Genomic DNA, 14,931 nt, shown 5'->3' on the forward strand with positions numbered 1-14,931 from the left:
GCAATTGTGTTCATTCAGGTGGACTATTCAACAAATGCGACCCGAGCAACTTCTTCCAGACTGGTCATTTCATCTTCCGCCAGCCCTAACCCACATTGCAAGAGATCGGGTAACCCCTTCCCTTGAAACCACTGTCGCACGGATTCCAATGAGGCACCTTCGCCAATGAGTCTCCGTAATTCTGCTTCTGCAGGAAGGACTTCATAAATACCTATGCGTCCTTGAAAACCTGTGTCAAAACATTCTCGGCACCCCTGGCCGCGAGAGAAGCTCCGTCGCTTGTCTCCCCGATATTTCAATGCCTCCAAGTATTCTGCACTTGGATAGTAGGAGCTGCGACAATGCGGACAGATTGTGCGCACAAGACGTTGGGCTATGACCCCCTGCAAGGCCGCAGCAAGCTTGTATCCTTCGATTCCCATATCGGTCATTCTTGTGATAGCGCTGACACTGTCATTTGTATGAAGCGTGCTCAATACAAGGTGCCCGGTCAAAGCTGCTTGCACAGCGACTTTGGCTGTCTCGGCATCGCGAATCTCACCAACCATAATCACGTCGGGATCTTGGCGCAGGATCGACCGTAGTGCGGTGGCGAAGTTGACGTTCCGACTGGAATCGACCTGTACCTGATTGACCAGCTCGATCTGATACTCGACCGGATCTTCTACAGTTACGATGTTGTGGTGTACGGACTTGATTAGCTCTAGAGCGGAGTACAGCGTCGTCGTCTTACCGCTACCTGTTGGTCCAGTGACTAAAACCAACCCGTAAGGTTTCTTCAGGAGAGCCTTGACCATGGTCAAGACGTCATCGGGAATTCCGAGGCGCTCAAGGTTAAAAGTGAGTCGGGCTTTGTCGAGAACACGAATCACGACTTTCTCACCCAAAACGGTCGGTAGCGTCGAAACGCGCAGGTCCACTTCCTTGCCATCGGCGACCACTTGGCAGCGGCCGTCTTGTGGAGTCCGCTGTTCAGCTATGTCGAGTTTGGCCATGACCTTGATACGAGACACGATCGCCGGAAAAATATCACGGCGAGGTCGCAACATCTCAATCAATTGACCGTCGATGCGAAATCGCACCGTTCCAAACTTGCGATTTGGCTCAATATGGATGTCGCTGGCTTGCTTGCGGATTGCCTGCAGGATCAAATAGTTAACCAGATTGATTACCGGACTTCCATCCACCAGATTGTGGACCGAGGCGACATCCATGTCGGCACTGTCAAGCTGGAGTTCGACTGCCGATTCGTCCATATCTGCTGTTACGGTGTCGACATGGAACCCTTCTTCATAGGCGCGCTGTAGTATGCGAGTGATCGATGCCCGAAATGCAAACACGGGACGAACGTCGAAGCCTGTGACTTTTTCAATGCAGTCGATTACGTCCAGATTAGATGGGTCATCCATTGCCACAGCAAGTTGGTTCCGTACTCGGAAGAGGGCCAGAACCCCCAACTTTTCCGCCAATGGCCTCGGAATTATTTGTACTGCAACTGGATCGAGCATTCCTTCCCGAAGTCGTACTCCAGCTACGCCGATTTGAGTTTCCACGAACGGCAAAAGTTGCTCTTCGCTGGCGAATCCTAATTCCAGGAGTGATTCACCCAACTTGTGGCCATTCTCCACCTGGTGACGCAATGCCGACTCAAGCTCCTCTTCACCTATAAGATCAGCACTGAGAAGTCGCTGGCCCAAAGGACCTCGACTTGACAGCGGATTCAAAGCCGGATCGTCGCTGTCAACGCCCAACGGAACTGTATATTGCTCGATCTGATCTTCTTGCCGATCTGATACGATAATGGCACTCATTGTACAAAGCTCCTTACGGCAGCCTTGTCGTCGGGGAATACCTCAAAATGTTCTGCTACCCCAGTTATTCTCAAGATGTCTTGACTCAACGGAGTTAGCGAAGCGAGCTTGACACTCCCGCCACGCTCGCGAACCGTATCACGGATATCTAGCAACGATTCCAGGCCGTCACTGTCTATCAGGGGTACGTCATGTAGGTTGAGTACCACCATTGGCAGCCCGTTAGAACTACAATGCTCAATGGTTTCGCGCAGCTCGTCGGCGTGTTCGCCCGTGAGTGGCACGTTGGGAACTATCACCTCGACGGCACCTTGGCATCTGATCGCGAACATCAAGTTGCTCCTTCAAGTGGAATCGTAACCAAGAAGGTCGAGCCCTGATTGAGGACGCTTTCGACGCTGATTTCGCCGCCGTGCATCTCTACTATTTCCTGTGCTAACGAGAGCCCTAAGCCCGTCCCCACTTCCTCTTGCACGCGCTCGTCGGCACTGCGGAAGAATTTGTCGAACACTTTTGGTAGTTCTTCAGCGGCGATTCCCACACCCGTGTCCACAACAGCAACTTCCAGCGATCTCTGGTCTAGCTTGACACGCAACGTGACGTGGCCGCCAGCTGGGGTATATTTGGCTGCATTGCCTAGTAAATTCACCAGCACAGCGACAATTTTGTCTTTGTCCAACTTGATTTCAGTAAGCTTTTCTGGCAACTCCTTGATGAAAGCAATCTGCTTTTGTTGCATCAAAGGTTCAACTTTTTCGAACACTTCTGAAAACAATCTCGCCGTATCAACTTTCTGTCGGTCAATACTCAGCGATCCCATTTCCATACTACTAATACTCAATAGGTCATCAACAAACCGTGCCAAACGGGTTACTTCGCTATTGATGATGTTACAGAATTCTTTCTGCTGTTCGACGTCAATGGCATCGCCAGTAACTAACGTTTCTGCATAAGCTTTGATATTCGACAGTGGCGTGCGCAGCTCATGAGTTGCTGTGTCGATAAACTGATCTCGCATCTTATCGGAGAGTTTTTGCTGAGTAACATCACGCAAGCACCAAATTTGGCCTGGCCGTTGAGTACTTTGCATCCCTTGTCTCGATACACGAATCACACGTTCAGTGAGATTGCCTTTTCGGTGGATCTCGCACACATTTGCATGGTTCTCGCTAGGAGAATCAGTCAAGTGTTTTGCATTGTTGTCCATCTCTGCCAGTAGTTGTTGGATTGCGACTCCTTCGGTCGCATCGTCGCCCAACAAGGCTGCCACAGCTCGATTGGCAAATGTAATGCGGCCCTCTGCATCGGTCATCGCAATGCCGTCTGGAATACTCTCCAGGATCTCACGGTCCTGGTTGGCTCGCCTCGCAGCAGTCGCTTCTAGTAACTTTGACTCTAGGGCTTGGTTTTCAGGATTAGCCTTTTGATGCTCTAATAGAGTGGCGAGGCGGTTCCAGCCTAAGGAGAGTGCATCACGAACTGGAATCTTCGTGATTACTTCTGGATCTTCCGGCGCGAGTGCTGCAATGTGCTGGAGTTGGTTGCTGATTTCTCCTAAGGGACTCGTCATACGTGAAAGTACAAATCCACCCAGTCCTATAAGCACAAGCGGTACAAAGATGGCTACCGGAGCGAGAGGTGCCACCTCAGCCAATGTTCGCCATAACTCGGGTTCCACGACACCTATGTGAAGTGTTCCAATGGGTTGATCGTTAACAATCAATGGCAAGCGATATTCACTGACTTGTGCTCCATTTGAGTCTCTATAACGAATCCCCTTGAGTCCCCCCCATTGAAGATGGCTTCCCTCGCGTTCGGGAGGTGCCTGACCAAGAAATTTGGTTTTCGTGTGGCTACAGTAGAGCCCGTCGTTTGAGACAATGGCACAGAAGTCGAGTCTTGACTCAGACTTGGCCCGCATCAAGAGTGGCTGAAGGTTCTTCGTACCACTGTGAAGATACTCAAGCTCGATTGCCGCCGAGAGCTTGTCTAGCTTTGACAGGCACGAACCGATAGTTTGGCTATTAAGAACTGTGTGAGTCGTAACCAGTACACCTACAGTCAACCAAGCTACGGGAATAATACAAAAGAGCAAATAATAGGAAACAACCTTACGCGGAAAGCCCAGATTGGGACGAAACACTTTCATGGTTTTTCTGCAATCTGAGCATGTGAGCAATCAATTCGATGCCTAAACGCAGACACCTAGGAGTTCTTTGATTTCATTGACAATGGCGGCCGGGCTAAAAGGCTTGCAGAACACTGCGTTGATCCCCAGTTCCTCCCGCAATTTGGGCAGCTCTAATTCCAAGCCTTTGGCGGTCAGCAGGAGCAGAGGACAATCGACATAATCCGGCAACTCTCGTAGCGCCCGACATAACTCAGTGCCAGACATGACGGGCATTTGTTGATCGGTAACTACAACATCAAATTGAAACTCTTGGGCCAGCTCGAGTGCAACTTGGCCATTCTTGGCTACTTGTGTCTCAAAGCCAGCGCGATCCAGAGCGAACTGGGTCACCCGCGCTAGGGCAATGTTGTCGTCGACGATCAGTGCTCGTAATTTCATGGTTCTCGATATTCCTTGGCCAACCTATTCCCAAAAGTGGCTTTCAATAAACGTTTGAAACTTACAGTGCATCATACGTTACTGCACCATTCGTCGGTGTAGCCGAGGTGCTATTGCAGATGAATTCACCCGTCGTCGGATTGTACATCCATCCTGTGGTATCATCTGCAACAACAGGGTCGACCGCGGATACCTTGATTAAGTTGTCTTTTGTTCCCACGGGGCAAGTGGGAAAGTCTCCACGAATGTAAGTCTTCATCAAATCGTGGAAATTGCCTGCACCAGTTCCGTCCCCAGTACAAGTGGGAAAACTGCCAGCATTGTCGGCGGAATAAAGTTCAATTCCATCTCGAACCACTGACAACGTCTGGCGCAGTCCGTTCTCGGTCGCAACTCCTGAAGTCGAAAAGAGCTTCGGTGCTCCCACTCCAGCGAGAATTCCAAGAATCAAAATCACAACCACAAGTTCGATCAGCGTGAATGCATTTTTCTGGTGAGACATGTGTAAGTCCTCTTATCTTTTTCAATTACAATACTTTGTGAACTTTTTGCCAATTGCGGCACTATTAACTTAGCTTGCAAATTGGCCAATCAGAGAAAGGTAGTGAATTAATTCACACGAATCTGCCTGTACTAAGAAATAAATAGCACATCTTCTCGTCGTGATGTACAAGATTTTGCAAGGCTTACATGGCATTATCCTCATATTCCTCACTTGCCCTACACTCGGATAAATGCCTGTAAGCTAGTATTTGAAAAACACATTTCTGAGCTATTCTTCGAAATATGAATACTTATATGAATCCCTGAAGTGGACTCACTATAAGAAGTTTGCTTTGCATGAGAAACCTACTGGAATTGCGACCAGAATCGTTCAGCGTTGGCCGGAGTTGTCGTCCCATGACTATTGACCTTTTAGCGAAGCCTCCGAGTGCGCGTACTGGATCTCAGCATCTTCGTGAACTCGAAGATGCGCTTGGAACGCATTTCGATACTTGGGTAAAAGTAGGTGATCAATGGGAATGCCGCTCTGCTGATTACGATTACAAGGATCTATCTCACGAACTGATTTATGCAGCATGCTCTGCGGTTTGGAATACGCGGCGCCCTGTCGTGAAGGAATTAGAGGTTGGAGTTACCCTTGTCGCGTTCCCATGGAAAGACTCGGCAACAAGATCCACCCAGGTCCTCGCCACAATAATCGCCTCTGCATCTAGTAAGTTGTTGCTATTCGCGCTAAACCAGACTCTCAAAGCGGAACAGCAACAGGAAGAATTGGAGGGGCTTCGCGATGAAAATCTTGCTTTCTTGCGACAAGTGACCGAAGATTTCGAGGAACTCACGTTCCTGCGGTCCATGGCCGAGCAACTTACTTTGGAAAACAGCAGCCAGGGGCTCAATCACCTTACCAACTATACATTGTCACTGTTGGGTCAGCTGGTAGGCATCGAGCAACTGTACTATCTCGAAAATGTGAAGGGCAAATCACATGTCAGTGCAGTGTGGAACGAATTTGAAGAGACGACTAATTCACTGAGCAACTGGCAAATTGAATCCGTCGTCGATGGTTTTTCTGGTCAGTTGAATGGAAAACCGCTCGTAAGGAACAAGGTCAAACCCCTTGAATTGGGCAATGGCATTCGCACGATAAAAGAACTGATAATTGTACCGGTATCGACTACGCGCACGCGAATTGGTTGGTTGGTCGCAATTAACCGCAAAAAGAACAACACCGAAAATCGGGCGGAACCAAAATGGAATCTCAGTCAGAACGAACTCGGTTCTCGTGAAACTTCACTTCTGACCACTGCTGCAGCAATGTTGGGTTCTCATTCAAACAACCTCGCTCTGTTTGACGAACGAGAAAAACTGCTAGTCAATGTGGTGCGCACGCTGGTTTCGGCTATTGATTCGCGCGATCCGTATACCTGCGGCCACAGTGAGCGGGTAGCCCTTTATGCCAAGAGACTTGCAAGTGAGATCGGGCTCAGTGATGAAGCCTGCGAGAAAATCTATCTGACTGGCTTGCTGCATGACTTAGGAAAAATCGGCATTCAGGACTCAGTCCTCAAGAAGGATGGGCCACTCACTCCAAAGGAGTATGCCGAGATTCAGCAGCATCCCGACTTTGGCTGGAGTATTTTGCAGGACCTCGAACAGTTCAACTATGTTCTGCCAGGTGTACTTCACCACCACGAACGCTATGACGGTCAAGGATATCCAGACCAACTTCACGGAGATGAAACTCCTTTGGAAGGTCGACTCTTGGCGGTCGTGGATGCATTCGACGCGATGACTTCCACTCGAACTTATCGACCGAGTATGCCCCTGGAAAAAGCAATCAACATTCTCGCCGAAGGAGCTGGCACTCAATGGGATTCCGATATCGTCGATGCCTTCTTGCGAGTCATGCCTGAAATCCAGGAAATCCGCGATTCATACCGTCGACCTCCCCTGCCCAAGCGAACACAACACGCTACTTCTTCCCTCGTCGAAACGACAACCGAAGTACCCGTCGCCGTTTGATTGGAACCTTGGGAGAGTGGCAATGGACAACATAATGAAGACTTCTCGGTGGTCATATTTGCGTACGCGATGTTTTGCCCAACCGATATGCCGTTCGGCCTTCTCGCTTGTCGAGCTGACTATAGTTGTCTTGGTCGTAGGTATCGTTACAGCAATTGCAGCTCCAAAGTTCGACAATGCGTTGAAATTAGCTCGTGTTCGCTCGGCAGCAAAATGGATCAAAAGTGATCTCTCCTTCGCGCAGCGACATGCGAGCCGAACTTCTTCTAACCAAACAGTGAATTTCGACACATCGACTCATTCGTATGCCCTGACTGGGGTGTCGGATATTAATCGACGCGGCCAAAGCTACGTGATCTATCTCAACGATAGTAAGTTTAATGCACAACTGGTTTCTGCCGACTTCGGCGGCAGTAGCAGCGTGACCTTCAACATTCACGGTCAGCCTGACAATGCTGGAACGGTTGTTGTTAGGTCAGGCAATACGACTAAGACAATAGTGATGAACTCCCTCGGACAAGTAACGATTCCTTAAATCAGATGGCCCAGAACTTCAACATGCAGCGACACGCCTTCAGTTTACTGGAGCTGATGATAGCCTTGGGGACGAGTTCTCTACTCGTCGCGGGACTAGCCTCGTCGTTGTATATTTCTAGCCAGGCACTCAGTGATAACCCGAACTCTTCAGAGCAATCGCGCACGTCGGCAATTGTGCTCCACGACTTGGCAGCCGATCTCAACAAGGCGATTTCATTCTCGGAGCGCACCGCTACGGCCCTCACGTTTACCGTCCCTGATCGCAACGGGGACGGTACATCGGAGACTATCCGTTATGCCTGGTCTGGCAGTCCGGGTGATCCTCTGACATATCAATACAACGGCGGAGCGATAGTCAACGTCGCCACTGATGTGCAAAGTTTCAATACGACTGCACTCACTCGTGAGATGATGGCCGATTCGGTGGTGGCATCGGTGGGAGGCGAGGTTGTCTTCGAAGAATTTAGTTCTGCAAAATTAGCGAGCAATGGCACCTCGATCGTGATTGCAAAACCTCCCGGCACCTCGGAGGGCGACTTGTTGATAGCCGCCGTATCCACCGATGGAAACGCTACCACTTCGCTCGCGGGCCCCGCTGGATGGTCTCTGATCACCATTGGTCCAACCTCAGGTTCAATTCGGCAGACTTTTGGTGTGTGGTGGAAGATCGCGTCCTCCTCGGAGCCGAGCAGCTACCAATTCAGTTGGGCACCCTCCGAACAAGCCTTCGGATGGATCATGCGATTTACTGGCCACGATTTAATAACTCCGATCAATGCTTTTGCAACTGAGTCCGGCTACGCGATCCTTACGGCCTCGAGCCCGGCAGTTATCAGCTCAGTGGGGAATGCCATGATCCTGCGATTGGCTGGATTCGACAATCGCCTCGTGTCAACTGATCTGCCCGGCTTGCTCGGCCATACTCCTATCAACATGGATTCAAGTAGTACAAGTTCAAGCGCGGCCTCAGGAGGTGCGGGTTACTTGATTCAAACTGCTGCAGGCGATAGTGGATCCTCAAGCTTTAATCTGACCGGCGCTGAAGAATTCACGAGTGTCACCATTGCGATTGCTCCGGAGGTGAACCCATGACTAAGCTTCGCATACATCGTTGTGGGACCCGTTCACACCTCAGGCATGGCATTAGCCTGTTGGAAGTTGCAATATCATCACTGCTGGTCGGTGTAACTTTGGTCGCATCGTTGCAAACCGTAGGTGCCGTGTACCGGACCCAACGGCTCAACGCTTCAAGGCTGACGGGTTCCAGCTTGGCCATGGAACTCATGACCGAAATTCTTGCGATGCCTTACGAAGACCCGGACATCAATAGTCTCACTCTCGGGAGAGAATCCGGTGAATCCGCCGTCAATCGGTTGGATTTTGATGACGTGGATGATTACAAGAATCTTAACTCTCTGGGAGTCAAGTCAAAGGATGGAACTGCAATAGCCGACCTCACAGCCTGGCGCCGCCAGGTCGATGTAAATTGGTTTGATCCGTTGACGGGTCTCAATGCGATCTTGGATTCTAAACTCAAAAAAATCGTTGTCACTGTCACCAGCCCCGTGGGGGACGTTACAACATTGACTGCCTACCGTTCGAAATGGGGGATGTTGGAACAAACCCCAGTCGTCGATACGACTGCCGTTACTTGGATTGGAGCCACTTTGCAAGTGGGAGTCGGAAATCCATCCACCTACATTGGCACTCAAATAACGAACCTTGCTAGCGATGCACCCTGATGAATGGGTAAATGAAGGGATAGGGTATGGAAGAAATAATAATTCGAAGACGCACTTCCTGCATGCGCGGTGGCACGGTCTATGTGGCCGTGATGGGCGTCTCGCTGATTGTGGCAGTTATCAGTATCGCCGCTATTCACGTTGCCCGGATTGAGATGAGCGAAGTCACTGCAGTGAATGAAATCTCGCGCGCTCGACTGATGGCCGAGTCTGGCATCGAATTCGCTATCTGCAAGATCAAATCTAATCCACTTTGGAGGACCGATTACACTAGCGGCGTTACGAATATACTCAGCGTCGCACTCGGTTCGCTCAACGGCTCAGGACAATTCGATTTCACGCTTACTGACACCGACGGCGATTTGAGCGACGATGATCAAGACACAGTTACCCTCCGTTCGGTGGGCACCGCGGGTAGCGCTATAAGCGTAGTCGAAGTGTTGCTACAACCCACTGGTTCAGGGCTTAGCTGTTTGGAATCATCTTTTCATAGTTCCGGGACGTGTATTGTTCAAGCCACGATGAATACTGATCAAATTATCAGCGCGAATGCTCTGATTGATGCCACCCATTCCTTGGCCAACGTACAAGGAGATGCCTGGTCGACCAATGCAGTCAATGGGAACGTATCGGGTACGAAGTACCAAAACCAAGCTCCACCCCGAGAGATGCCAGACCCTCTAAGTGTATTCGAATACTATGTTGCAAACGGCACAGCAATTAGCGCTGGCAGCATTGGCTCACGAATTGAACTCTGCGTACTCTCTCCTGGAAATAATCCTTACGGGTCAGGTGCAACGAATTCACAAGGCATCTATGTGATTGATTGTTTAGGAGGGAGTATGAATGTGCACAACTGTCGCATCGAGGGAACTTTAGTATTTCTCAATGCTCCTGGCGGAGTGAAGCTTGAAAACTCCATCAATTGGAAACCTGCAATTTCGAATTTTCCTGCACTAATGGTGCAAGGCCCCGTTCAGATGGATTGGGACCGAAATTCAGCACTTTCGGAAGCAGCTTTGGGGATCAATTTCAATTCCGCAAATTCGCCAGATAACGGCATTTCGGACAATGACACCACCGATACTTATCTCGGGAACATCAGTGGGGTCATTTACATTGACGGCAACCTAGCGATTACACGTAGTTCAAGCTTCACTGGAGTCGTTGTTGTAGAGGGATCTGTTCAAGTGGATGCAAGCACGAATTTGAACTATCAATCGACATTCTTAAATAATGCGCCACCAGGTTTTGCTTCTGGAACGGACATGCAGATCGTTCCCGGCACCTGGAAACGAGTAGCATATTGAGGGCTGAAGAATTTAAGCGAAGGAAATGAAAAGGAACGGGAGAAAATTAGATCCTCCCGTTCCAGGAATTCTTAATTTTCGCCTTACACAACGAATTCTTCCAACATCTCGAAGGCAAGGTCGAGTTCCAAGTTGATGTCGTTACCACCCAAATCTACTAGGGAATCATATCCTTGGCCACCGTTAAGCAAAGCCAACTTAGAAACAACAACTTCTTCAAGTGCAAGGACATCATCACCTTTGCCAAGTTTTACGAACAGCAACTCAAACGCCGAATCGAATATCTCTACCTCATCATTTCCGTCCCCTGTAGAGATCGACAAAATGCCTGTGGAGCTAGCGTCTATACCCACAACATCATTCCCATTAGTTGTCACGATAGTTATGAATGAGGTGGCCGTGACCTCTCCAAGCCCGATGTCATTGGTCCCGGAACCAACCACTGACAGAGTACGTCCAGCATCGAACAATGAGAGACTTAAGAAGTCGTTGCCATTTCCTAGGCTCACTAATGTAGAGCCACTGACTGTCGTGAGAAGCCCATTCACAATATCATCACCGCCATCGACTGAAACGAGCAAGTTGTCATTTACTATGGCACGGTTGATAGAGATGTCGTCGTTTCCACTTCCCATGACGATGGTAAAATCGTCACCCACGGACGTCGACTCATCGCTATCTTGATATATCGGAAATGGCAAAGTCAGAGTATTAGAACCTTGTGTGTCAACCACAGTGAAATCGTCAGCAACTCGGACAGCAGTAAACTCGAAATAGTCATCTCCTGTTCCGCCCTCGACGATCAAGTCGTCAGAAATTGACAATGGCAATTGGGAATCAGGGTTCGATAGGGAACTGCCCATAGCCAATTCGTCATCTCCGTCTCCCAAATCGATCCTCAAGTCGCCCGGAAATATAAGGGGATCCAGGTCATCTGTATTCGACCCACCGAAAATGCGGACCGAGTCGTCTCCGCTTCCGGTGTTGATAAGGACGTTGCCCGTAATTCCGGAGTAAAGAGTATTAAATGCGTCCGGCACCTCGTTATTAATTGTATCTCCGGCGATACCCAATTCGAACTTAAACTGTCCACCATCTGCCACTCCACTGCGAAGAACAAATGAATTGGGCTCGGCGTCACCAGTGATGACAAGATCGCCATCAATCACCGCGACAGTCAGGTCAGCGGCGAGCAATTGCTTTTTTTCAAGGCTTTCAAAACGCAGACGCTTTTCCATGCGATTGTGAAACATGTTACTTTCGATCTCCAAAAATGACATTGGGTGCAAAGATTTCCCCGAACAACTTTCAAACGTGCCGGGTTTAACAAGAGTACCAAGTTAGGTATTTCTAATCAGTACGATTCTGGGCGAACAACCATTATAGACAGAGTTCCAGGCCTTATAAAAGAGCACTCGTGCGATTTTCCAGTTATTCAAATAGTTCTGCTTCTGATGAATCTGTCAAAGAATCTGTGTGGCACTGACTGGACTGGCTTCGACGCTTAGCTAAGGATGCTACAGACGGCTTATTCGGCCCCCTAACATGAGGGGAGTTGCTCTCCACTTGAATTCATTCTGCATAGAGAGATTCCCAAGAGGAATGGTTCCAACTGTGGCGATTTGGCAGCTAGCATACTCATGAAAGTGTCGAGTTTCACAGGTGGTACCTCACACTTTTCGCATCTGTAGCCTAACCTTTAATAGGTAAAATGTGAGGGCCGTGATGCCTCACAATCCATCTATTCGTCCCGTTGCCTTTGTCCGTTGCCCCAAACTGTTCGACGGATTTGCTGGCAGCCACGATCCAGATAATCTGATAAATGCTTAGCTTCCTACCAAATATCTCCTCGATCACTGTAAAGCGAGCTTCTCTGCTCGAGTACGCACTCCTGCTTGCCGTGGGTATGATCACACTGGTTATGTCGAAATCTGAGCATCATGACATACTACTGCATCTGTATTACCTCCCTACTCTGATTACAGGATTCTTTCTTGGCTCTTATCGGTCACGGTTTATGGCGCTGCTGTGTATTCTCTCAGCAACCTTAGCCTTGATACCAGGAATATGGACTTCGTCAGCGAAGCTTCCAGAACCCCTGTTGCTGTCATACAGTATCTGGGCCGCCACGATCCTTTTGGTCGCCATTCTCGTGGGAAAACTTAGCGACGGCTGGCGAGATGCTTTGGAAAGTCTTCGCCGCGAACATCAGAAAGATGTTCTCACGGATTCACTCACAGGAATTGCCAATCGCAGGGCCTATGAATTTGAACTCAACCGTCGCATCTCTCAATGGGAGCGAGATGGAACTCCCGTGACACTGATATTGCTCGATATCGACTTGTTTAAGAAACTCAATGATCGCTATGGCCATCCTGCCGGAGATTCTGTTTTGAAGGGCGTGGCTGAGGTTCTCCAGTCTCTCATTCGCAAAGCCGACCTCTGCTGCCGCTATGGTGGCGAAGAGTTTAGTATCATCCTGCCCGGCATAAGTATTGCAGAAGCTGCGGAGGTTGCGGACCGGGCCCGCACACTTATTGAGGAACGCCGATTTTCTTTCAATGGGCTTCTGTTGCGAACTACCGTAAGTGTGGGTTTTGCTCAGGTTCAACCCTGTGAGGAGTCGAGTTCGTTGATGAAACGGGCAGATGCAGCTTTATATTCTTCTAAAGAGTCAGGCAGAAACCGTATTTTCTTTCATGATGGGATCGCATGTCATCAGAAAGGCACAGGATCTGCGATCCCAGCTAATGTTGCAACTCCCTTCGAACGTCTTTCTACAACACCGGTGGAAGCCTATGCCGATGAAACAACGGGGCTACCTAGTCAGAGAGTTTTAGTCGAAGAATTGCGCCGGCGGGCAGCCGAACGTAGTCGCTATGGGACAGATCTTGTCATGGCACTTGTGCGAGTTGAACACCATAACTCCACCCCTGAGTGCCAGATACACACCAAGAAAAATCTATTGGCTATTACCGCCAGGCTGATTTGTTCGCAACTTCGTGAGACCGATTTAGTGGTTCGCTATGGGATAGATACTTTTGGAATCTTAATGCCCTCCACGACTGTTCAGGGGGCCACTATTCCTCTGGAAAAAATCTGCAATCAAGCCAACACTTATCGAGACGATCAGTACCCAAGTCTTTCCTACTCGGTCAGCATTGGAGCTACTGAAGTTGCTCGTAACGAAAATCCTGGCTCAACGATTGATAATGCCGATAAGGCATTACAAATCGCAGCTGAGGGCTGCGTCGAGTACTATCATCCAGCAAGCTTCTTGGAAAAATCTTCCTTGACTTCTTCTTCGCTCATTTCTTGAGCTTCGCCAGGGTGGGTTGTGCTTACCAGTTGCGAAATGTCGTAGTGAGTCCCCGCGAAAAAGGCCGGAAACCAAGTTGCCGCGTGTTATGGGTAAGCTCATTACTAAAAAAACGACTTCCCTCGTAGTATTGGAGTTGTTCTCGAAACGGGTTTAAAGTCCGCAAGTCTACCGGAACACTGGCCTCAAAATTACCAGTCCCAGGAATTCCCAGACGCACGTTGACTAGTGCAGTTGTGCAGAGGGCGAGGTCGAATTCGGGGCGGATCTGTCGAAAACGCAAGGATACCCCTGCCACGCCGTCGGCAAACATCGAATCTGCAATTCTCGAATTCCAACTTTCCAATTCCAGAAAGCTCACTCGACCCGTGTGCTGGTCGAATAGCTCACCCAGCAAACGCACAGATACGTTTCCACACACAGGCACTATTCGTCCGTGTGCATCAAGAGGTGATACTGCTAAAACAATTCCGTCAGGTTCAACTGTGCGGTCAAGATTAGCCAATCGCGCACCGATCTCCAAGCTGGCCACTCGAGGAAGTAGCCCATACTCTGGAACAACTCGCTCAATGATCTGACTCTCTTGAGCCAAGACCTCGTATTCAGTCAGAAATCCTTCTGGGCCGTTAGACCCTAGATGGGAAACCTGAGAGGCGAGTTCCATCTTTGCAATTTCTTTTCCGTCGAGTCGTGTCGAGATTATTTCTGTCCAAGGTACGGCTGTGGTGAGAATGATGCCAGAGTCTCTATAGCGTATCCACATCGTTTGCGCATCGCTCTGCGCGTCGATCTCGCCGTTTAACACGCGACCATCCGTTGTCATGACCTCAATTGCTGCTTGGGAAGATCCAGCCGAGCAAACAATAATGAGGAACGCACACAGCTCGGTAGCGAGGTTTCGGAGGTATTGAGAAGTTCTAGATTTCATGAGAAAACCGGGCAAAAGTGGCAATTGGCCCAAGGAGCGTGGTGAAGTGGTTAACTCCATTTTCCTTGCCAGCTATCAGGCATTCCACAAGAAAATCCGGTCGTCGTGATAAATGCCGACAAGAAGTTCCATCTAACCGATACAACCGAGCCTCTGAAAAGCACTCAAAGACTTGGCGAAATTCACCGG

Annotated in this window: 13 protein-coding genes; 6 read left to right on the forward strand and 7 right to left on the reverse strand. The window is 49.4% G+C overall.

The genetic code is table 11. The annotated features are described in order from the left end of the window. Nucleotides 1-23: 23 nt before the first annotated feature. The 5 genes from Pla144_RS01125 to Pla144_RS01145 form a co-directional block, all read right to left on the reverse strand. A complete protein-coding gene (locus Pla144_RS01125; protein ID WP_146447485.1) occupies nucleotides 24-1,811 on the reverse strand; it encodes a GspE/PulE family protein in 1,788 nt (595 codons plus the stop codon). After that, nucleotides 1,808-2,143 carry an STAS domain-containing protein gene (locus Pla144_RS01130; protein WP_146447486.1) on the reverse strand — a complete coding sequence of 112 codons (336 nt, stop codon included), beginning with the start codon at nucleotides 2,141-2,143 and terminating at the stop codon, nucleotides 1,808-1,810. Before Pla144_RS01130 ends, Pla144_RS01125 begins: the two co-directional genes overlap by 4 nt. Beyond that, entirely contained in the window at nucleotides 2,143-3,960 is a 1,818-nt protein-coding gene (locus tag Pla144_RS01135; protein ID WP_146447487.1) for a sensor histidine kinase, read from the reverse strand. Before Pla144_RS01135 ends, Pla144_RS01130 begins: the two co-directional genes overlap by 1 nt. Before the next feature lie 42 nt (nucleotides 3,961-4,002). After that, complete coding sequence (locus tag Pla144_RS01140; RefSeq protein WP_146447488.1) at nucleotides 4,003-4,380, reverse strand: response regulator; 378 nt, start codon at nucleotides 4,378-4,380, stop codon at nucleotides 4,003-4,005. A 61-nt stretch (nucleotides 4,381-4,441) separates the two neighbouring features. Continuing rightward, complete coding sequence (locus tag Pla144_RS01145) at nucleotides 4,442-4,882, reverse strand: type II secretion system protein (protein WP_146447489.1); 441 nt, start codon at nucleotides 4,880-4,882, stop codon at nucleotides 4,442-4,444. A 398-nt stretch (nucleotides 4,883-5,280) separates the two neighbouring features. Here Pla144_RS01145 and Pla144_RS01150 point away from each other — a divergent pair, with 398 nt between their 5' ends. Genes Pla144_RS01150 through Pla144_RS01170 form a run of 5 tightly spaced genes read left to right on the forward strand, consistent with a single transcriptional unit; the run spans nucleotide 5,281 to nucleotide 10,495 of the window. Then, nucleotides 5,281-6,906: an HD-GYP domain-containing protein gene (locus Pla144_RS01150; RefSeq protein WP_197530304.1), complete on the forward strand. Its 1,626-nt coding sequence runs from the start codon at nucleotides 5,281-5,283 to the stop codon at nucleotides 6,904-6,906. A 34-nt stretch (nucleotides 6,907-6,940) separates the two neighbouring features. Continuing rightward, nucleotides 6,941-7,441 carry a pilus assembly FimT family protein gene (locus Pla144_RS01155; protein ID WP_197530305.1) on the forward strand — a complete coding sequence of 167 codons (501 nt, stop codon included), beginning with the start codon at nucleotides 6,941-6,943 and terminating at the stop codon, nucleotides 7,439-7,441. 23 nt (nucleotides 7,442-7,464) lie between these two features. Then, complete coding sequence (locus tag Pla144_RS01160; RefSeq protein ID WP_146447492.1) at nucleotides 7,465-8,535, forward strand: PulJ/GspJ family protein; 1,071 nt, start codon at nucleotides 7,465-7,467, stop codon at nucleotides 8,533-8,535. Next, nucleotides 8,532-9,185: a type IV pilus modification PilV family protein gene (locus Pla144_RS01165; protein ID WP_146447493.1), complete on the forward strand. Its 654-nt coding sequence runs from the start codon at nucleotides 8,532-8,534 to the stop codon at nucleotides 9,183-9,185. Before Pla144_RS01160 ends, Pla144_RS01165 begins: the two co-directional genes overlap by 4 nt. Before the next feature lie 26 nt (nucleotides 9,186-9,211). Next, a complete protein-coding gene (locus Pla144_RS01170) occupies nucleotides 9,212-10,495 on the forward strand; it encodes a hypothetical protein (RefSeq protein ID WP_146447494.1) in 1,284 nt (427 codons plus the stop codon). 83 nt (nucleotides 10,496-10,578) lie between these two features. Here Pla144_RS01170 and Pla144_RS01175 read toward each other — a convergent pair whose 3' ends face one another. After that, nucleotides 10,579-11,748, reverse strand: a complete 1,170-nt coding sequence (locus Pla144_RS01175) for a hypothetical protein (RefSeq protein WP_146447495.1) — start codon at nucleotides 11,746-11,748, stop codon at nucleotides 10,579-10,581. Nucleotides 11,749-12,317: 569 nt separating this feature from the next. On the opposite strand from Pla144_RS01175, the gene Pla144_RS01180 reads away from it, so the two are divergent. Beyond that, nucleotides 12,318-13,814: a diguanylate cyclase gene (locus Pla144_RS01180; protein WP_146447496.1), complete on the forward strand. Its 1,497-nt coding sequence runs from the start codon at nucleotides 12,318-12,320 to the stop codon at nucleotides 13,812-13,814. A gap of 22 nt (nucleotides 13,815-13,836) precedes the next feature. On the opposite strand, the gene Pla144_RS01185 is transcribed toward Pla144_RS01180, so the two are convergent. Next, on the reverse strand, nucleotides 13,837-14,637 hold the full coding sequence (locus Pla144_RS01185) for a hypothetical protein (RefSeq protein WP_146447497.1): 801 nt from the start codon (nucleotides 14,635-14,637) through the stop codon (nucleotides 13,837-13,839). Nucleotides 14,638-14,931: the final 294 nt, after the last annotated feature.

The organism is Bythopirellula polymerisocia (assembly GCF_007860015.1).
Lineage (GTDB): Bacteria > Planctomycetota > Planctomycetia > Pirellulales > Lacipirellulaceae > Bythopirellula > Bythopirellula polymerisocia.